This is a genomic window from Rosistilla ulvae (assembly GCF_007741475.1).
GTDB lineage: Bacteria > Planctomycetota > Planctomycetia > Pirellulales > Pirellulaceae > Rosistilla > Rosistilla ulvae.
The window spans coordinates 3,649,194-3,669,815 of the sequence record NZ_CP036261.1 but is presented as its reverse complement, the minus strand read 5'-3'; the positions used below and the strand labels follow the sequence as shown (position 1 = coordinate 3,669,815).

8 protein-coding genes are annotated in these 20,622 nt (G+C 57.5%); 2 read left to right on the top strand and 6 right to left on the bottom strand.

Annotation, left to right across the window (positions count from 1 at the left end):
• The first annotated feature begins 528 nt into the window (after window positions 1-528).
• Window positions 529-11,214: a dockerin type I domain-containing protein gene (locus tag EC9_RS13010; RefSeq protein WP_145345814.1), complete on the top strand. Its 10,686-nt coding sequence runs from the start codon at window positions 529-531 to the stop codon at window positions 11,212-11,214.
• Window positions 11,215-11,517: 303 nt separating this feature from the next.
• The gene (locus EC9_RS13005) at window positions 11,518-12,702 is read left to right on the top strand and encodes an Lpg1974 family pore-forming outer membrane protein (protein WP_145345812.1); all 1,185 of its coding nucleotides are present in this window, start codon (window positions 11,518-11,520) and stop codon (window positions 12,700-12,702) included.
• Between the two features lie 558 nt (window positions 12,703-13,260).
• Here the strand turns inward: EC9_RS13005 and EC9_RS26520 are convergent.
• The 6 genes from EC9_RS26520 to EC9_RS12985 all read right to left on the bottom strand — a co-directional run bounded on the left by EC9_RS26520 (window position 13,261) and on the right by EC9_RS12985 (window position 20,546).
• On the bottom strand, window positions 13,261-13,422 hold the full coding sequence (locus EC9_RS26520; RefSeq protein WP_218934780.1) for a hypothetical protein: 162 nt from the start codon (window positions 13,420-13,422) through the stop codon (window positions 13,261-13,263).
• Window positions 13,423-13,464: 42 nt separating this feature from the next.
• Window positions 13,465-14,538: a DUF1559 domain-containing protein gene (locus tag EC9_RS13000; RefSeq protein ID WP_145349134.1), complete on the bottom strand. Its 1,074-nt coding sequence runs from the start codon at window positions 14,536-14,538 to the stop codon at window positions 13,465-13,467.
• Window positions 14,539-15,143: 605 nt separating this feature from the next.
• Window positions 15,144-16,229, bottom strand: a complete 1,086-nt coding sequence (locus tag EC9_RS12995; protein ID WP_145349133.1) for a DUF1559 domain-containing protein — start codon at window positions 16,227-16,229, stop codon at window positions 15,144-15,146.
• A 486-nt stretch (window positions 16,230-16,715) separates the two neighbouring features.
• Window positions 16,716-16,871 (bottom strand): hypothetical protein, encoded by a 156-nt coding sequence (locus tag EC9_RS26515; protein WP_218934779.1) that lies wholly within the window; start codon window positions 16,869-16,871, stop codon window positions 16,716-16,718.
• Window positions 16,872-17,121: 250 nt separating this feature from the next.
• Window positions 17,122-19,428, bottom strand: coding sequence for a hypothetical protein (locus EC9_RS12990; protein ID WP_145345810.1), 2,307 nt, complete (start codon window positions 19,426-19,428; stop codon window positions 17,122-17,124).
• A complete protein-coding gene (locus tag EC9_RS12985; protein WP_145345808.1) occupies window positions 19,425-20,546 on the bottom strand; it encodes a hypothetical protein in 1,122 nt (373 codons plus the stop codon). Before EC9_RS12985 ends, EC9_RS12990 begins: the two co-directional genes overlap by 4 nt.
• Between the last annotated feature and the right edge of the window lie 76 nt (window positions 20,547-20,622).

The window sequence follows — 20,622 nt, the reverse complement described above, 5'->3', positions numbered from 1 at the left end:
CAACGGTTCGATTTAAGACTTGCATACAAGTCACCTCGTTCGGACAACTTTCTGGCCAAAAAACTGCAATGGGGGATCCAAGCAAATAGGGTGTTATCGAATTTGCGTACAGCCATGGATTATCTAGGCTTCATGCGTGATTGATGGGGAAGTATAGGTCGCGCAATTGTACTGCGGTCCCAGACGAGTGCCGTTTGCGGTTTCCCAACGCGATGAATGAGTGGTTCAAACAGGAGTCAAAGCCGTTGGTGTGTCCGGATCAGTGTGAACCGCTGCGATCGTTTCTCACCGTCTTATGCAGTGAAAAGGCGAGTTCGATTTATGAAAGTGTACGAATGTGGGCACCAGGAAATAGTTGGCAAAATGGCTGCCGGAAGATTGTCAAACGTACAGGTTGTAACTTTAATAGGCACTGTAACATTTAGCGATTGTATCGATTTTGCAGATGCGGCTCGCCGGCGCAACAGTTCAAATCTTTTCGGCAGAGTCGAAGAATGGCACCAAGTTTTATTATCCCTGGAGAGCAACGTGAGCATTCGCAAGCTATTGGGCACAGCGGTCCGAAAACAAAACGCACGTAAGAGATCCGCGGAAATCCGCCGCGGGGTGATGAAGCGATTGCTGAGACATGAGTCGTTGGAGATGCGACAGCTGTTGGCGGCCGATCTGATCCTCGATTTCGATGGCGGGATCGTGAGTGCAGGACAGGGGTATGACCTGCCTTCGGCGAACTACGACGGATTTGACTTCGATTCGTTTGCCGGATTTGATACCAGCGGAGGTGCTGCTGGGAATGTTCATGAACAGGTCTTGCAGACTCTCGCTGGTGTACGCGAAGACTTTGCGCCGTTTGATGTGAATGTGTTTTGGGATAATCAAGGCGTCCTGTCGGCGTTGTTCGATGCGGAGGATACCGTTGTGATGACGGTAGCCCAGGACCACGATGAGATTCCTGGAGAGATCGGTACGCCGTTTGGCGTCGCTTCAAACGTCGACCTCGATCAATCGATTCGAGATACCGCCTACGCATTCTTCCCGCCGCATCGAGACGACGCGTTCAACGAAGACGCACAATTTCAGTTGCGTGAGCTGATCGATACGATCAGCCATGAAGCGGGTCACACTTTTGGGGTTTCGCATTCGACCGAAAGCGATGCTACGCAACAGCAGATCGTGACGACGGCGGCGCAGAACCAGCAGCTCGATAGTCGTTTCTCAAGTGAAGACTTGGTGCACGACAGTCCCGAGGTGGGTGCGGAGTACAGTGAGACGGCACGATTGATCTTGAACGTTGGCGCCGCGGCGGTTGTTCCCAACGACCTGCATAGTTCGCAGACGCTTCCGATGGAGACGACGCTCACTGCGAATGTTTCCGCGAGTTCCACGACCTACATCAACGGCGGCGCGATCGACTTTGCGGGGGACCGAGACGCGTTCCGGTTTACCGCGGCTGATAGTGGCGAGTATGTAGTACGCCAGTTGCCAACCGCTGGTTCCACCTTGACCTCTTACGTAACGATCTGGGATGGCGATGGCGACTTTCTCGCCGGCGGTCCGACGATGACCAGCTTCACGGCTACCGCGGGGGCGACCTATTATGCAGTCGCTGGCAGCACGTTTGATCGTCTGGCGGGGGCGAACACTCCCACGGCGAGCGACACCGGCGCATACGCTTTGGTTTTAGGATCTAGCGTGACTGTCGACGGGGCGGGGAATCTGATCTACGACGATGCCGATGGCAGCCGCAACGATGATCTGACGATCGTCGTCGATGGCAGCAACTATCGAATCAGCGACCCGACAAACGCATTACTCGCGGGACCGGGTACGACGCAGGACGGTGCGGACATCTTGGTCCCGATCGCCGACGTGACAGGAGAAATCCGTTTCAACACCCGTGGCGGTAACGATTCGCTCAGCGTGAATTTCAACGGCGGTAACATCGTCCGCCCGATCGTCTTCAATGGCGGCACGCAGACCTCGGCGACGGGCGATGTGTTGTCGATCATTAACAATACGTCCCCTGCGACGAACCAAACGCTTACCTATACAACTGCCGATGCCGACGGGAACAACGGCAATATCGATCTCGATGGAACGCTGATCACCTATACCGGCTTGGAACCGATCAATGCGGGAGACGCCGCAAACACGATCCTGAACCTGCCCGTTGGTAGCGTCAACAATGCAACGCTGCAAAACAGTGCCAACGCCGGTGAGATCGAGATCATCGACAACGGGGCGACTTTCGAAGATACCGTCATACCCAACCCAACGGTTTCGCTGACGGTAAACCTTGGCCAACTGGGCGATCAGTTGCAGGTGGAGACTCTCGATGCAGATTATTCCGCATCGCTGATCATCAACGGAAACGTAGCCAATAACGACGTCGTTCAATTGACCAACGTGGTTCTGGACACGGGGAACGCGGGGCGTGGTTTGTGGGTTACCGAGACCGAGACTCTGGAAATTACAGGGGGCAACATTTCGAATAACACCGACGCGATCGGCGGTGGAATTCTGATCGACAACTCGACCAGCGGTACGCCGACAACGGCAACCATCAGCGGCACGATTATTTCGAACAACACAGCGACCGGCGGCGCGTCGCCTGTCGATGGTGGTGGCGGAATCTTTAACCGTGCCGGTGGGACGCTAAATATCGTCGCTGGGGCGATGATCACTGGCAATATGGCGATCAATGGAGGGGCCAGCGGCGGCGGAATCTATAACTTTGGTACCCTGAACGTTTCGGATTCGACGATCAGTGGGAATGTTGCCAATCGAGCGGGGGGCGGTATTGAAGCGACCGCTGGATCGATGACGACGTTGACAAACGTCACGCTCGAAAACAACAACGCGGGGGGCGCACCGGCGACTCCCAACCCTGGAAACGGCGGCGGCCTGAACATCACCGGCAACGGGAACGCCACGATTATCGGCGGCAGCGTCAGTGGAAACTACGCAGCCCAGGAGGGAGGCGGACTGTGGAACGGCAGTGGAACGATGACCGTCACCGGTGGCACCTTGATCTCGGGCAACGTCGCTGACGGGAACGGGTTCGATCAGGCCGGGGGAGGCATCTTCAACAATGGCGGTACGTTAAACGTCAATGGCGGCGTGACGATCGACAACAACACAGCAAACAACGCCCCCGGCGGCGGCGGTGGAATCTTGAGCGTTGGCGGGCTGGCGAACGTGACCGGCACTACGATCACCAACAACGACAACTACGGCATTCGGATCGTCAACGGTTCGGGGAGCATCACCACAAATACCTTTGGCGGAAACACAACCGCCGACCTGGTCGTCGATGGAACCAACGGGGCCGATCTATTCGACATCGATGACGCACGTGTCGCCTTTGGCGCCAATCTCGTCGTTTACGATGGATCGGTTCCGGACCTCGATGTGCGCGGGCTCGATGGTAACGACATTTTTAACGTCTCTCCGAGTGTCGACACGCAGATCTTTGTCGACGGCGGGAATCCGATCAGCCCCGCGTTGCCCGGCGATACGCTGAACCTGAACCTTCCCAACGAAGCGAATGTGTTCAGCGACAAAGCGACGCCGCCCAACATTTCGATTACATCGACGATCGCCGGCAATCCGACCCAACCGGTGACTTTCGCTTCGATCGAAACGATGCTCGCCACGCCGAGCCCCGCAAGCCAAACTGTCAATTTCTTTGGCGATAATAACAACGGAACCGCTCAAAGCGACAACCTTGTCATCGTGGGACGCGACGTCGATTCTACGGCTGCCCCGATTCCTGGCGCTCAACCCGAGTTCCAGCCCGATTCCGATGGCGACAACGAATTCCAATGGACGTTTAACAACAGCGAAGTCTATGGATTCCGCAATGTTTCGTTTCTGAACTACGACAGCGGCGATGAGGTCGACACGCTTGAGATCTCGCCTTACGCCGACGATCGTCCGCAAGGCTGGGATATCGACGTCTTCTACAATGAAGGCCTACCGGCTGGGATCGATGGCGATCAGGTCGACCTACTGATCTACAACACCTCGCTGTTTGGTGGCGCGGTCAGCGAAAACATCGTCGTGAAACCGAGCGGCCCGGATAATGGCGAGTTGATCGTCACCAACGCCAGCTTTGGGACACCGATCGTCGACATCGACTATGTGGCGAACACCGACATCATCATCAATGATGACGACGGATTCGCCAACGACACCGATACCTTGACGCTGCTGGGAACCGACGGGACGACGCCACAGACCAGCGGCGACGAAACCGTCGTCGTCAACTTCACGCTCGACGGGACGGTCGGCAACAACATCGTCAACGTTTCCGATACGGCAAGCGGCACGCTGTTGTACGGGATCCGCGACATCAACAATATCGACGTCGTCAACTTTGACCTGGGCGACGGCAATGATCAGATCACGATTCTGGGCCGAGAAGGAGGCGGTGTTGGTGCCGATATCAGCATCGACACGGTCAACGTGTATGGCGGTGCTGGCAATGACACGTTAATCCTCGACAATACCGATGGGCTCAGCAACATGCCCGTCGGGATCAGCTATCACGGCGGTTCGGGCCAAGATCAGTTGATGCTGACGGGTCCCAACGCTGTCGATTCGTCGACTTACCAAGTTGGCCCCACCGTCGACGCGGGAACGGTGACGCATGTTCGGGACGGCGAAACACAAGTGATTCACTTCACCGGTCTCGAACCGGTGATCGACCTAGTCCCCGCCGCGACCTTGACGATCGTCGCCGACAACGCAGCCAATGCGATCACCTACAGCCAGAGCGAATTGAATCCGGCATGGGGCAAGGTCGCCGTCGATGGCTTTGAACCGATTCACTTTGCCAACAAGACAACGCTGATCATTCAGGCGGCTGGCGGCAGCGACGAGATCAGTCTCAACAATCCGGCCACGCCGAACAGCTTGACCGGAATCACCGTGATCGGCGGCGACCCGACCTCCGGAAGCGACGTCGCGATTGTCAGTGGCACCGTCGGAAATGACACGATCGATTTTGCTCCGACCTCCGATAACGACGCGATCATCACGGGAGCCGGCTTGGTTCCGATCACGCTGGTGATGGTTGAACGGACAGCAATCGACGGGCAGGGTGGTGTGGACGCACTGACGTACACAACCCCAGCTGGGAGCGACATTCTCGAATTCACTCCCGGACCTGGCAGCGACGGTTCGTCCGGTGCGATCGAAGCGGTTCGCAACGTCGGTGGACAATTGATGCCTTTGACGTTCAGCGATGTTTATGCTGGCGCCCCACCAGCACTTACTTTCGCCGATGCCTCCGGCAATCCGACCGATGTGCTTTCGATTCGGGGCACCGATGTCAGCAACAGGTTCGCATTGACATCGACCGGCAACGTCACGGCAGCCGATGCGCTCGGCTTTTTGGTCGCCCCACGGATGGCAACTGCTGGCGTTCGATCGCTGACGCTGCAGGGGCTCGACGGCGATGACACGTTCATCATCCCGGGCGATCATCCGTTTGCAACTCTGGTTGTCGAAGGAGGGAATCCCGACGGAGGCAGCGATACCGTTGAGTTCACCGCATCGGCGACGCTCGCAAATTTAGTCACCGTCGATCTCGGCTCCAATACGATCGGCGAAGCGACCTTCGCGGCTGTCAGTTTAGTTGGCATCGAGGTAGTGAATACCGACGCCGCGGGACACAACTTGGACGTCGATACGGGACTCGGAAACGATCACACTGTGGTCACGCTCACGGGTGCCAATGCGGGAACTCTGGTCAATAACGCCGCGGCACCGGCGGTGAACTTCAGCAACACGGCGACGCTTGCGATCGATCAGCAAACCGGCGACGACGTTCTGCAAGTTCGTTACACCAGCGGTGCCGACACGATCGATGTCGATCTGCCCGCCGGGATGATCTCCGATGGCGTGTTGGAGACAGTCAACTTTGTTAATGCCAACACCGAAGCGGTCGAGGTTTGGGGCGGTGCTGCAGACGATACGTTTAACGTAACTTCCGATCCGAACATTCCGGTATTCATCGATGGCGGCGATCCGATTGGTAGTTCCGCTGGCGACACGCTGAACCTGTTGGCTGGCGGTGGAGCGGTGATCTCCGAAGCCGGCCCAGAGACCGACGAGGGGAGCCTGTTTGTCGCAGGCAACCAGCGCGTCAGCTTTGACCACATCGAAGCTTTGGGCGTGATCGGCGCGATCAAAGCCTATCTCTCCGGGACAACCGACGACGATGAAATCACCGTGGTCGCGCGGGATGGTTTGTCGGGGCCTGTGCAATTTGTCAACGCGACGCCCGGCGTGCAAGACTTTACCACCAGCGTCAACGATGGCTTGCAGATCCTCTGGCAAGACACGCCGCAATTGGTGATCGATGCCAAAGCCGGGGACGACGATATCGTGATCCGGGCCCCGGCGAACAACAACGCCAACTGGAACATGATCGTCGATGTCTTGGGAGGCACACCGGCGGCGGGGCCTTTCCCCAAGGGAGATCGCTTGGAATTCGAAACTCCGTCGACCGGCACCGATGCCATCATCTATACGCCGACCGCCGTCGATGGCGGGACGCTGGTGTTGGACGAAAATGGTACCGGCGGCTACGTTCCTGGCGATGACACGATCATCAATATCGGTATCATTCCAGCACCGATGGTTGGCGTACCGATTCCGGAATCTGGCGGTGTCGAAACGCTGGTCTATGACGGCGAAGCGGGCGATGATCAATTGACTGTCGTTGCGCCGGCTGGCGACGACTTCATTACCCACACGCCCGGCAGCGATCCCGATGGCGGGACCGTGTCGGTCAACAGTCTGTTAGCCCTGCAGTATTCCGACATCGGGCTCGGTGGTGGCGTAGCGGTGGATGGCCAAGCGGGCAACGACACGTTGACGGTTCGCGGAACCGAGTTTGTCGACGCGATCAGCGTTGCCGGGACAACAGGCAGCGTAAGCCACACGCTCTCCAGCGGTCAGTCGCGAGTTGTTATCAATCAGCAGAACGTCGAAGGTTTAGTCGTCGACGCGTGGACTGGCGACGATACGATTATCGTCGCCGGAAACCATCCCTTCACATCGGGCGTCGCGATCAACGGTGGCAGCCCCGACAACGGCAGCGATGTTCTCGATTTCGTTGGCTCGGGCAACGCGATCACCGCCGACCTTGCTGCGCGTTCCGTCACCGAGTTTGGGTTTGGACCGGTTGCAATCACCGGTATCGAGACGGTCAACATCGCCGCTGACGGGGCGCCGTTGACGGCTAGTCTGACGAACAACGACGACTCGCTGACCTATCGCCCCAGCGGCGTGGAAGCCGGTACGTTCCGGAACGAAGCCGACAACACAACGTTTAACTTCAGCGAAGTGACCGGCGCGTTTACCGTTAGCGCGTTGGGGAGCGTTGCCGACCAGGTGATCGTCGAAGGAACGAACAGCCATGATCGGATCGTTATCGATTCGCCGAACCGGACCGCGACGGTGACCAATGCCGCCGGAATCGGATGGAAGCCCGTCGTTTTGGCGGCCGATGTCGAGCAAGTGACCGCGACGGGACGACTTGGCAACGACACCTTCCTCGTTGTCCCCGCCCCAACGGTTGGCGGTATCGCCAACGGAAACCTGCAGATCCATGTCGATGGTGGCCAGCCGGGGGCAAGCGATGCGTTGGTGATCGCAACAGCTGCCGGTGGCACGTTGCCGGCCAGCGATTTCGCAATCAACGCGGTTGGGCTGAATCCCGGTGAGGGACGGGTACGTGTCTTCCGCAACGCGATCGCGATGCCCGACATCAGCTACATCGATGTCGAAATCGTCTCGCCCAATGTCGTCGTCACTGGCGGCGTTCCGCAGCTGTTGGTTCTGGGCCCGGATGCTTATGAACCGAATGAGTTCCGCACGACGGCCACGTTCCTGGGCAATGGCGATTCGTTGAACGTCGACAATCTGGCGATCTTCCCGAACTTCGGCGAGCACGTTGGAGTTCCCGCCGACGTCGACTACTTCCAGATCGTCGCTCAGGAGACGGGGACCCTGGATGTCACCGCCTACTTTGAAGTCTACAGCCCCGCGTTGCTGCCCGAAGGCGGGCAGCTCGGCTTGAACGTGCTCGATTCGGCTGGCAATGTGATCGGCGGTGCGGGAGCGTTCGGAAACCCTGATGGCACAGCGAACGCGCGAGTCCGAATCCCCGTGGTAGCAGGGCAAACCTACTTCGCCACGGTCTTCGGGGCCGCGGCAAACGGAACCGCGAATGCTGCTGTCGTCAACGGATATGAACTGAGTATCACGAACGAAGCGCCGCCGGTTCCGTACGACTTGGAACTCAACGACATCTTGCAAGTTGGAACCGTTGCAGCGCTCCCCGCGCCAACAACGACCAGCTTCACCGCCGTGATCGCGCCGGCCAACGGTGTGCTTCCGCCGACCAATTTCGACTACATCGGCAAGACCGTCGAATTCACAAGCGGCCCCAACATCGGACGGACCGCGGTGATCACTTCGTTTAACAGTGGAACGAGTTTATTCGGCGTCGCTGCGGGATTAATCGCCGCGCCGACCACGGCCGATACGTTTGTCATCGAAACAACCGATACCGGACGTTCGCAACTGGACAATGTGACGCGGGACAACACTCCGATCATCACTTTCCGGTTGGACGACGACATCCTGCTCCGCGATTTGCCCGGCGATTCGGTGGCCGGCAATCCAGCTGACGAGATCATCGCGATTCCGTTTAACGGCTCGCAAACTGCAGGCGTGGGAGCGGCCGCGGTCGCAAACGCTGGCTTCCGAGTCGCCGTCTTTATCGAAGGCAGTCCGCAACAACCGGGGACCGCACCGCAAACTCCAATCGGTTACGCGAGGCAATTGCCCGGTACGCCCGGCGTTTACATCTTCGATTTCGGTCGCGACGTGATACCTGGCGGCGCCGCGTTGGCGCTGACCGATGGCAGCCACTTCATCAACGCAAAAGTCGAGATGATCGATCCGTCGATCGACGCGTTTGCTAATGACACTGCGTTTGGCGGCCGCAGCGCTTCGTTGGAGATTGTCGTCGATACCAACGGTCCGACGTTCTTCTTTGGCGACCCGGCTATCACAGGCGATGGGCTGCATCCCGACAGCGATTCGGGAGATCCGGGGCTGCCCGCGACATTCAACGATGGGATCACCAACGACCTGACGCCGACTTTCTGGGGACATGCCGAAGCCGATGCGATCGTCAAAGCGTACGTCGACGTCGACTTCAGCGGCACGCTGACCCCCGCGGATGTTCTGATCGGGCAAACCGTTGCCAGTCCGTTGGACGGAACGAATCAGGAACCGTTTGGTCGCTGGCAGCTAACGTCGACCGTCAACATGAACGATCCAACGCGGTTGGGTGCGTTGCCAGTCGACGGTCTGCGAACGATCTTGATCACCGCCGAAGACCCCGCCGGAAATCAGAACCCCGGCGGCGCGGTGGTTCAGACGCTCGATATCTTTATCGATACCGCGGGCCCGCAAGTGACAAACGTCTTCATCACCGGTTCGCCCGATTACAACCTGTTCACGTTGAAGCCGAACAATGTCAATCAGGGGCCGACGCCGGCGGTCAATGGACTGACGATCGACCTGCAAGATTTCCCAGCTCGTACCGCAGCCTTCCTGTACGCGGCGGTATCAAACGTTCCGCCGCTGGCACCGATCGTGTTGACAGGCGATCACTCGGGAATCATCCCGATCACCAACGTCTCCTTTACGTCGGATCCGTTGGTTCCGGGCAGCATCGCCACTGGATTCATCAGCCTGACGTTTGCCGAACCGTTGCCCGACGATCGCTTTACGCTGACGCTGAAGGACAACATCATCGATCCGGCGGGGAACGCGTTGGATGGTGAAAACAACGCAGCCGAACCGGTTGGCACTCCCTTCTTCCCGACGGGCGATTTGATTCCTGGCGGCGACTTTATCGCTCGCTTTACCGTCGACAGCCGCCCCGAAGTCGCGACCTGGTCGCAGGGCTTGGTCTACGCCGATATCAACGGCAACTTCGTCTGGGATCCCGAGGGGCAGGACAACGACGCCACCAACCGCGATTTTGTCTACAACTTCGGCAACATCACCGACGCCTACTTCGTCGGCAATTTTGCTGGCGTCGGCGCCCCGTCGGCGAGTGGTTTCGATAAAGTTGGTTCCTACGGAGCCTGGAACGGCGTCTACCAATTCTTCTTGGATACCGACGACGATGGCGTGCAGGATTTCGTCAGCAACATGCCCGCCGCCTATCAAGTGAACGGAATTCCGGTTGCCGGCGACTTTAATGCAGCCCATCCCGGCGACGAGATCGGCCTATTCGACGGGCAAAACTGGTACCTCGATGTCAACGGCAACAACCGCATCGACGTGGGTGAAAAGTTTGCGACCACCCTGCGAGGTCTTCCCGTTGTCGGCGACTTCAACGGCGACGGCGCCGACGAACTCGCAACCTACAACAACGACACCGGCCTCTTCCAGTTCGACTTGAATCGCGATCACACGACGATCAACGACACGTTGACCTACGGCTTCAGTGGCTTCAACGAGCGTCCGGTGTCTGGTGACTTTAATCTCGACGGTGCCGATGACATCGCGATGTGGGTGCCAGGTCGCGAGGGTCAGCTGCCAAAAGAAGCGGGCGAGTTCCACTTCCTGATCTCCGACAATCTCCCCGCGGTGCCGTTGGTGACAACGCTACCGAGCACGGTCTTCGATCCGTTCAGCCCTGCCCCGCTGGGGAACGACCGGATCGCGCAGTTTGGCGACGACTTCGCCTTGCCGCTCCTGGGCAACTTCGATCCGCCCGTCTCGGTTGACGGCGGCGGACCGACAGCCCTGGGGTCGTTGACGAACGAATTGAATCCGTACGACACGAACGCCGATGGATTTGTGACTCCTTTGGACGTGTTGCATGTGATCAACGCACTCAATCGTGGCAAGACGAGTCAGGTGAGCCAACCGCTTCGCGCGTTCGCGTCGCTAGGTGGCTATTATTTGGACGTATCACGAGACGGAAACATCACTCCGTTGGACGCGTTGCAAATCATCAACGCCCTGTCGAAATTCGGTAATGGAGCTGGTGAAGCGCCGCTCGACGACGACTGGTCGGCAGCGGTGGACGGCGTCTTCACGGATCAGGAAGAGGACGACGAGGATGACGACCTGTTGGATCTCTTGTCACTCGAGCGTGCGTTGGACCGATAGCCGCCGAGTAGCATCGACACGCTTCGTCCAACGGTAGTCCAAACGAAACAACCCGCTTTGATAGCGGGTTGTCTTTGTTTGGGGCGGTGCGTCTGTTCCTGGAGCACTCTCCGTTAGTTCAGCGATCCTGGGGGGAGTGGGTTTGCGGGGGTGTGTTTTCCGGCTCTAGCGAACGTAGTGGTGACAGCAGGTGTAGGAATCCGATGGAAGGTAAGGGCAGGCAAGCGGGTTCGAAGCATGGAAATTTACTAGAGCATATCGCCCGCGTTTGCGAAATTTTCAAGACCTACAAGGAATGACGCGATGGGGACTCGAAGTCTGTTTTTGGCAACGGTCGTGGGGGTAAGCAGCTTCTGGACATACTCGGGGGCCGATCTCTTCGCACAGCAGGCGATCGATCTGGTCTTCGCCGTCGAGGAGGCTGTTTCGACGCTTGCCAGCGATCGACGATACCAAATCGATAACGGTGGGTTGCTCTACAGCGATGCCGAAACGTTTCGTTCCGAATTTCCATGCGATGCGGGCAGCTGCGATGGCTACAGCTCGGGGAGCTGCGATGGCGGTTGGGTGCGGAACGATTGCGAAATCCCGTGGTGGGTTCATCGATCGGGGATATTCGGTGAATTTCTTTACCTTCGCCCAGGCGACACCGACATCGTCTATGCCATCGAACAGAACGACACTACGACAAACGCTTTTCCGACCGGACCTGTTGGGATTGCCGCGATCGATATGGCGCCGGGCTATCGAGTGGGGTTCGCGTTGGCCTGTTCGTTAACAAGCAGTTTGGTGGCTCGTTACACGCACTGGGATGGAGACACCCAAGACCGGATCATCCGCAATAACGCCAACGTTTTGAATTCACAGATCATCCATCCCAGCACCTTCACCACCGGGGGAAACAGTTTGCAGTCGAGTGCTACGACTGGGATTGAGTTCGATCTGATCGACGCCCAATACCGCCACAAATTGTTTTGCTCCGACACCACGATCTTCAACGTCTCGGGTGGTTTTCGGTATGGAAAGATGGAACAAACAATGTTGGCACAGCAGGAAGTCTCGGTCGCCACGGGACTAGTCAGCGTCGAAACCGATGTCGACTTCCATGGTTTTGGCTTTTTGTTGGGGCTCGACGCCGAGCGACGCAGCGCTAAGACCGGAATGTTGTGCTACAGCAAGGGAGAAGCGTCGTTTCTGGGGGGCGAATGGACCGGCGATTACCGGCAAACGCATCAATTTGCCGGCGGGAGCGTCACCAACGAATACGAAGACTTTCGGATCAGTCCGGTTCTAGAAACCGAACTCGGCATCGGCTGGCAAAACAAATCGGGATGCATCCGCGCGACAGCCGGCTACATGGCCTCGTGGTGGTGTAATGGACTCTCGACCCGCAAGTATGTCGACGGCGTTCGCAGCGCCAGTGCATTGAATCTCGACGAAACGATCGCTTTCATCGGACTCTCGACACGATTAGAGATTCGTTACTAACACCGCGTAGGGCTTCACTGTATAAAGCCCAACCACAAACCACCACGTTACCGCTCGCGAGCATTTCGTCGCCCACGCTTCAGTGGCGGAATCTCCTAGCGGTTTTCGTAACCCGCCGACGGTCGCGCGCGAGCGGCCGTCGGCTACTTTTAATATGCGTCCCAGCATCCAAAGCGATCCGAGCAAGCGGTCGCTTTGCGAGAGACCGGCACCTCGGATCGTCTCACCGCCGCCAACACGTCGCCGTGACGCAGTGCCGCATGGACACAAAAAAAACGCAGCCGAAGCTGCGTTTTCTGATGGTGAAGTTGACGTTCGCGTGAACAATTAGTGAATCGAGTTGACAACCTTTTCGGCTAACTCATCGATCGGTTGTAAGTCCGTCGTCAGCACCGGATGGTTTGCGTTCCCAGCTGATCCCGACGCGGCTACAACCAAAGACGGGATACCGATGAAGATTCCCCATCGGGTTGGCTTACCGATCGCGTTTTCATGTTGCCCAATCCGTCGTACTTGCGGCAGATGTGACCAAGCAACCAAGCAACCAAGCAGCACTCACTAATTTGTATTGTTCATCTTGTTTTCATAGGCTGCATCCATTTCAGGTTCTGGCTGATTGACGGGATCATTTTCGTCACCAACCTGACCCGAAGGGGCTCCGCCACATCCCACCGAGAACACGAAAAGGCTCAGTACAAACATCAGTAGAGTAATCTTCATCTTTGCTATCCCAAACTTCCAAGTCGCAATAAGTACGTTACGTTAGTTGGTGGTCTCGCCACCGCGAATCGATCCCAGGGCAATCCAAAGCGATTGGTCAATCGTCTCGGCTTCAAAGGAAACCGAACCGTCCGCTCGAAGCATCATGACGCCACCGGGATGGTATCCGGTTGGGTCTTTGACAGTAGCAACGGTCACCGACGTATCGTTATCGCAAGCCGGACCTTTGTTAGGCCCAACCAAAGTTGTAATCGTTGGTCCCTGAGCCGTTCGTCCAACCGCCCAGTATTGGTTGTTGCGATTCGCTTCGTTGTAGCCACCACCAGTTCCGGCTTGATAGGCCGCAACGCAGCTGTCGTAGTAGGTGTTGATTTCGGTGACGTAGGCCGCCGTGTTGCGGAAGACGTTCGCGTTGCCGCCAAGCGAATGGGTTAGATTGCTTCCCAATCGCACTGTCCATCCGTAACTCTCACGCTCTGGAGTGGTAGGATCCCAAGTGGTTCCCTGGTTGCGGCCGATCACGGTCTCACCCGCGGCAATGGTGTTGGACGAACCATCGGTGATATCAGCGAACGACATCCAGGCCTCGCCATCGGTGAAACCGCCTTCGGAGCCCGAGGTTACGTTCCAGGTGGTTTGTGGTCCACGCGACAGGCCGTAAGAACTCGGAGCAAGATCGGTCGACCATTCTGCTGCTGCGCCTGGATCGCTGGGGCACAAGAACGCGTCCAATCGAGTTCGCCGAGCTTCGACGTTGCCGGTTCCCGCATTCCAGGTGTGCCGGAAATCGATCTTGTCGTACAGAGGTTGTTGTTCAACGTAGGGCAGAATACTCGCGAGACCGCTCCAAGCAAGCCAGCCTTCCTTGCTTCCATCTAGCTTGGTCACTCCAAACGAACCTGGCGATGCCGGAAATGCCTTGTAGGTGTCGTGGTAGTTGTGAAGCGCCAAACCGAGTTGCTTCATGTTGTTCGAACAGGACATCCGACGCGCGGCTTCTCGGGCTGCCTGAACCGCTGGCAATAAAAGCCCAACCAAAATACCGATGATGGCAATCACCACCAACAATTCAACCAATGTGAAGCCCTTCGGGCCTCGTTTAGGGATACGGACCATATCAAATCCTCCAACAGAAAAGAAAAGTAGATTCCACAAATCACGAACGAATTGTGTGTTGTTGTCAGTCGCAAATGAATATTCTGCGAATAATTGAAAAGGTTGGGAGTAGAACTACTCCGAGTGAACTATGGCAAGATGTCGAGTTCTAAACAGGACTTAAGCGAAGGTTACTCGCCATAAAGTGCGGAAACGGTTCTTTTGACTTTTGGGTTGCACGCCAGAAGCGGGGTGCGGCGCAGTCACAACGAGGGGTTGCGCAGCAATCAATTTGAGTGGGTGGTGTTGCGCCGGTCGATCCATCGTGACTGAACGCTACTAAGTGTCCACTGCGCACACTGCGTCGGTATGGAAGCGATGTCGAACGAAATGTCCAGGCGCGGCTAGCGTGAGACACGTATATTGCGGGCGGCCGGCTATGCCACGGGCGCCAAGTGCTTCGCAACGCCGCGAGAATTGGAAACGTTGTTGGCGCAAGAGAAAAACACGCAGCGTTGCTGCGTGTTTGGAGACGTTGGCCGAGGGGGGCCAGCATGTTGTCGGGAAGTTGGGGGATTGTCGCCGACAGTGTTAGCGCTCAACGAAATCTGCGGTGCGCGGCGACCTTAAGGAAGCGAAACGACTTCGCCAAAGTTGCGACTGCCTGCTGCAATCCAAGTTGCTTGATCGGTCGTTTCGCCGACGAATGAAACCGACGCGTCGGCACGCAACGCCATCACGCCGCCAGGATGATAACTGCTGGGCTCCTTGATCGACATGTCGGTGACCGATGCATCGTTGTCACAACTGGGTCCGGAGTTCGGCCCTTTCAGCGTTGTGATAAACGGACCGCGGAACGCTCCGCCCCATCCCCAGTGCCGGCCTTGTTCATCGCTTTGCGTATCCCAACCGGTCCCTGCGTCATACATGCCTAAGCAGGTGTCATAGTAGGTATTGATCGCAGCGATGTGCGCCGCGGTGTTGTAGAAGACGTTATTCTTGCCACCCAGTGCGTGGGTCAACGTCGATCCGACGACCACACGATAGCTCTCATTACGATTGTTCGAACCGGTGTTCCATTGTCCCTGGTCCATCCCGATTTTGGCTTCCGACATGGCGAGAGTATTGGATGTCCCATCGGTGATGTCACGGAACTTGCAGAAGAAACCTTTATCGAAGACGCCCGGTTCACTGCCGGCACCAAGGTCTCGCGCCGCAGCGGGACCATGCGAGAAGCAATAGCTGGTTGGCGCCATGTCGGCGTTATAAGCGACCGACGAACCGGGGTCGCTGGGGCAGACAAAAGCGTCGATGCGAACGCGTCGGACGACGCTACTGTGTTCGGCAACGCCAGCGATATTGGCGTCGAAGTTGTATCTGAAATCGATTTGGTCATACAACGGGCCCTGTTCGATGAAGGGCAGGATGCTGGCCAATCCGCTCCACGATGCCCACGATTCGTTTTGAATGCTAGGTGAACGCGGCAGGGTGACTCCCGCGTTGGCGGGGAAGCACTGATAGGTGTCGTGGTAGTTATGCAGTGCCAGGCCCAGTTGTTTCATGTTGTTGGAACATTGCATTCGACGGGCCGCTTCCCGCGCCGCTTGAACGGCTGGCAACAACAGCCCAACTAAAATACCGATGATCGCGATCACGACCAACAATTCGACAAGGGTAAAGCCGACACGGCGTTGACGAACAGTCCTCAACATTTAGAGACTCCAGGTTAGGAAACAAAATTTTTAAAAATGGCGATACTGTGGACGTAGGACGCCCATGGGGACGTATTCTGTGCACCTAGAAACACTGACTCGACCGCATGTGTTTGACATGCGTTTTCGTTTTTAATGCATAAGGTGGGACGCTGCACTTGCTTGCGGATCCATGACTCACACCAATTGCAAACACCTGGCCGAGTGGGTGAGTACGGCGGCTGGCTTCAGTTTTTGAAGATCTTTATCCGGTGCACTCTTTATGGGAGCCCAGGTGTACGTGGGTGAGTGTACTAATTGGGAAATAGCCGGAGCCCGCCGACGCAGCGACGGGGCGGGTGTCCAGCCGAGCGGTAAGTTGACGTGCAACGATCGATATTCCTGGACTCGTTTCGCACTGACGTTGAAAACGAAAGCGCACAGCGAGATCCTGGCTAGACACCGGTGCATTGAACGGCGGCCGTTCCCCGCTCGGCTGCCGGTCGATCACTTTTGACTGGCGGCCTGTTCGGCAGCTCCGTCGACTGGCGGCATCGGTTCATTGAACTTGGGATCATCGGGGCTCACCGAATTCGGATTGCCACAGCCGAGCAGCGGCGTGGTGAGACATACCAAAACAACGATCCATTGAGCGACTTTCATCTACCTCTGTTCTCCAAGTTCAAAACGGTTTTCGAGCGCGGGTGGGATGCGCGACATGCGCCCCACAAAACATCACGCCCAGGTAATCCAACACGCCCACCGCGCACCGGTGTGGCAAGAAAGCAACAAACGTTTGACGCCCGGCATTTCAAGTCAGGCGACCAAAAGATGGTGTCGCCGGCGATGATGTCGGAGGTTGGGAGCGAGAATCTCTCCGACTTAGGCTGAATAGTCAAGCCTTGAGGGGGCGTTAGTTGGTGATCTGGCCACAGAATGCGGCGGAAAGGTCCTTGTGGGGATGGCTCGTGTCCCAGGAGAGGTGGGCTCTTAGCTGTTCTAGAGCAGCGTCAAAATCCCCGAGTTCGATACTGCAGGTCCCTACGTAAAAGTGAATTTCTGCGAAGTCATCGGAATCGCGAATTCCCGGCTGATTAATCGCTTGCAGCGCCGCTCGAATATTCCGTGTTGGTTGCAGCGGCATCGTGGCTGTGACCTCAAGAAGATCGCGCAGTGCCCCATGGTTCAGCTTTGGCAGTAGTACCGTAGCTTCTGTAAACTCACCTTCCAACAGTCGGTCGCGAATCGTGTTCTCTAAGTCCTGTTGTTCACGATTTCGACGGATGCTTGAGGCGTCAACCGAGCCGATGCGTTGCTGTTGCTTCAGCGTTTCGATCGCAGTTTCAATTTGTTGTCGCTGCGGCGGCTGCAGATCGCTGCGGGCGAACAGCTTTTGGCTGTGCGCCAGGGCGCGGGTTTGGTCGATCAACGACGGGACGCCGGTGTAGCGGAGCGTTCGGTGGGCGCTTTCCAACAATGCCATCGTGCGCGCGTATTCCGTTTCGGTTTGGTCATCGTCGGGGAGGACGCGGAGGGCGGCGAACGGAAAGCGTAGGGCCGACAACACCAAGGAGACCTTCCGCGAATCGGACGGGCCGCCGAAAGCGATCGCCCGTTCGAAGTGGACTTCGGGGGCGGGGCGAGGAATTTCTAAGATCGACAACAAACGGGCCGCTTCACGCAGCGGGGCGCTGGCCTGGCGATCGTCGGTTTGCGCAAAGATCACCCGATCGCTGTCGATTCCCAGCGTCTTCCATGGTGAATCGAGCGAGTGATGCCGGATCGTGCTGAGATCGTTTGCATCGACGACGATCAGCTTGGGGTTCCATTCGTCGAACCACTTGCGAAAACCTCCCCATTGGCCATCGCTGCGGACATAGCGATGCTCCCGCCAATTGCTCCAGTCGTTCACGATCGCAGCGTATTGTGGATAGAAATCGCCGTAGATATCCCAACGGTCGTTGACCACCAAAGGGAGTGTCTGACGAGCGTCTTGCAATTCCCAGGCGTTCGCTAAGTCGAGGTTCTGCACAACGACCGGGCCGGCCAGATTCCACTGCCCCGTGTCGACAGTGCGAGCCGACGATAACGATCCCAATATTTCGTGGCGCTGCAGTCCCAGGTGGGCTGCCAGCAATGCCATCGCCATGCCGATGGCGGCCCAACGCCAGCGGCGGTTGCTGGTTTGTTCTGCGGTTTGCAACAACACAAATCGATCCGACGACGCAGTGCAGGCGATCGCCAGCGATGCGAGCCAAAAGTAGCGTCCCGAACCAACCGCTAACGCCGTGAAGAGGGCCAGCAACAGGCCATCGCTCAAACGCGTCGACCGCGCCATGAACCAACGACGCCAACAGTCGATGATGAAGAGTAAGACGACGACATGGGGCCATCCGAAGTCAGGTGTTTTCCAGACGACCTGCATCGATGGCATTAGCGACTCGGGAGGTCGATCGATGATCGCCGTCAACGGACGCATCATTGCCGCCAGCAATCCCGGCTGCAGGGCAAATAACCCAATCAGCAACAAGAGCCATCCGGCGGTGAGTCCTAAGATCAATCCCACTCGCAGGCGATTGGCAATCGCCTGTTGGCAGACCGACACGACGGTTAGGGCCAAGATCGCCAATGGGATCGCCATTTCCAGTGTCGTTGCCAATGCGGCACCACTGATCAAGCCAACCAACGCAAATGTCCGAAGGCTTTTGTCGCGCGATGGTTCATCGTGGGCCAGGACGCGGTCGCGCAATCGTATCGCTGCGTAGGTTAGGCAAGCCGCCAAAAATCCGCCGTGCGGATCGATTTGACAAAGGCCAACGACCATCGCGATCACGCAGCCCGCCGCCGTGCATCGCAGCGTCCGTTGGGCCACCGCAGCGATCAGAACGGCGATTGCGGCGATCGCCAACCAGGTTGGCCAAACAAACAGAGGCATGAGCGAAGGGAATCGGGAGAGCCACGGATTCCAAGCCTCCCCGCCAGCCAAGAGGCTGTTGTCGATGGGCGGAATCAAGGCGACTGGTTCGCCGAATCGCGTGACGCTTGCTGCGACTAAGATGATTGCACAAGCAGCCCACCAAGATCCCCACGCACCGAACTGCGACGGCAGCCGCGAAAGAAGATGTTTGCGATCCGGAGGCGTCGTGGTGGCGGAGGGACCGGCCGAAGGCTTGGGGCCCTTGGCCGGATGGCGTCGATGTCGCGAAGGTTCTTTGCTCACTTGGTCTCCTGGATGTCATCCCGCACGCGGATCCAGTGGTCGGTAAAACGAATGTTAGGATTCATCGGGACAGCCGGCATATGGCAGCGCAAACAATCGTCGCGGTTCCCCGCCCCGCAGGTCGTATGCTGTGGCTGCTGGGGATCGTGGCATTGGACGCATTGCCAAATGCCCTTGGAATCTTGGGCGGCCAGCGATTTGTGGGGATCGTGGCATGTCGTGCAGCTCATTTCCGATTCGATGAAGCAGGGTGACTGCAGCAGACCGACCGGTTGGAAGCGAACGATGTCGAGGTTGTCTGTGCGGATCTCATCGGGCTCCTGTTCATCGGCGTTGCGGTGACACTGACCGCATCGGTGGACCGCATCGATTCGATCGGTTGCCATCCAATCGTCGATGACCCCTTCTCCACCGGCAGCGACATGCGCTTGTTGGGGTCCATGGCAACGTTGGCAATTGATGCTCGAAACCATCCCGTGGAAATCGATCGATGAATTTTCGGCCGGCAGATAACTGCTATGGCAGGAGAAACAGCTGACCGATTTGGCCCCGTCGAAGAACAGGCCAAACGCTCCGTAGTGCGTATCGCCCACGTGTTCGGGTTGTCCCGGAGTGCGGGCGAATCGATCGGTGTGATGAAACCACGTCCAACGAAATTCGACCTCGTCGGTGTTCCCCAACAGATCGTCCATTGTCGAAGTCCACGTATGGGCGTGAGCTCCCGAACCAAAACACCAATCGATCCGAATTCGCCGCGTGATCCCTTCGCGCTCGGTGATCGCGTGGACTTCCGAATTGGAATCGATCTCGATTTCAAACGCTTCCTCATTGGGCAACGCTTGTTTCGTCAAACCAGTCAACGTTTGGATCGACTTGGCGTCCGACGCCAGCCGCAGCGTCTGCGCGTGCCCCGTTTCGGGATAGGTATCCGCTTCGACATGGCATTCGCTGCAGGTCGATTCATCCGCCCAGCCGGCCGTCGTCAACACCGCATCGACGGGAAACGGATCGCGCGACGCCGTCACGCTGGCTGCGATCAACAGCAGCGCCGCGATGGCGACGGAAAAACGGACCGCCAGCTTGGTGCGCCGGTCTGCGGGTTCGAGTTTTTCGCTCATTCGATAATCCAAAAGTCGGGGGGCCGTTGCACGAATCGTAACATGCCAACGGGCGATCTGGCCATTACGATGCAGC

What these genes read in the sequence shown, in the direction of transcription:
- EC9_RS13005 (WP_145345812.1), top strand. Translation starts at nt 11,518, where the DNA reads ATGGGGACTCGAAGTCTGTTTTTGGCAACGGTCGTGGGGGTAAGCAGC.
- EC9_RS26520 (WP_218934780.1), bottom strand. Translation starts at nt 13,422, where the DNA reads ATGAAGATTACTCTACTGATGTTTGTACTGAGCCTTTTCGTGTTCTCG.
- EC9_RS13000 (WP_145349134.1), bottom strand. Translation starts at nt 14,538, where the DNA reads ATGGTCCGTATCCCTAAACGAGGCCCGAAGGGCTTCACATTGGTTGAA.
- EC9_RS12995 (WP_145349133.1), bottom strand. Translation starts at nt 16,229, where the DNA reads ATGTTGAGGACTGTTCGTCAACGCCGTGTCGGCTTTACCCTTGTCGAA.
- EC9_RS26515 (WP_218934779.1), bottom strand. Translation starts at nt 16,871, where the DNA reads ATGAAAGTCGCTCAATGGATCGTTGTTTTGGTATGTCTCACCACGCCG.
- EC9_RS12985 (WP_145345808.1), bottom strand. Translation starts at nt 20,546, where the DNA reads ATGAGCGAAAAACTCGAACCCGCAGACCGGCGCACCAAGCTGGCGGTC.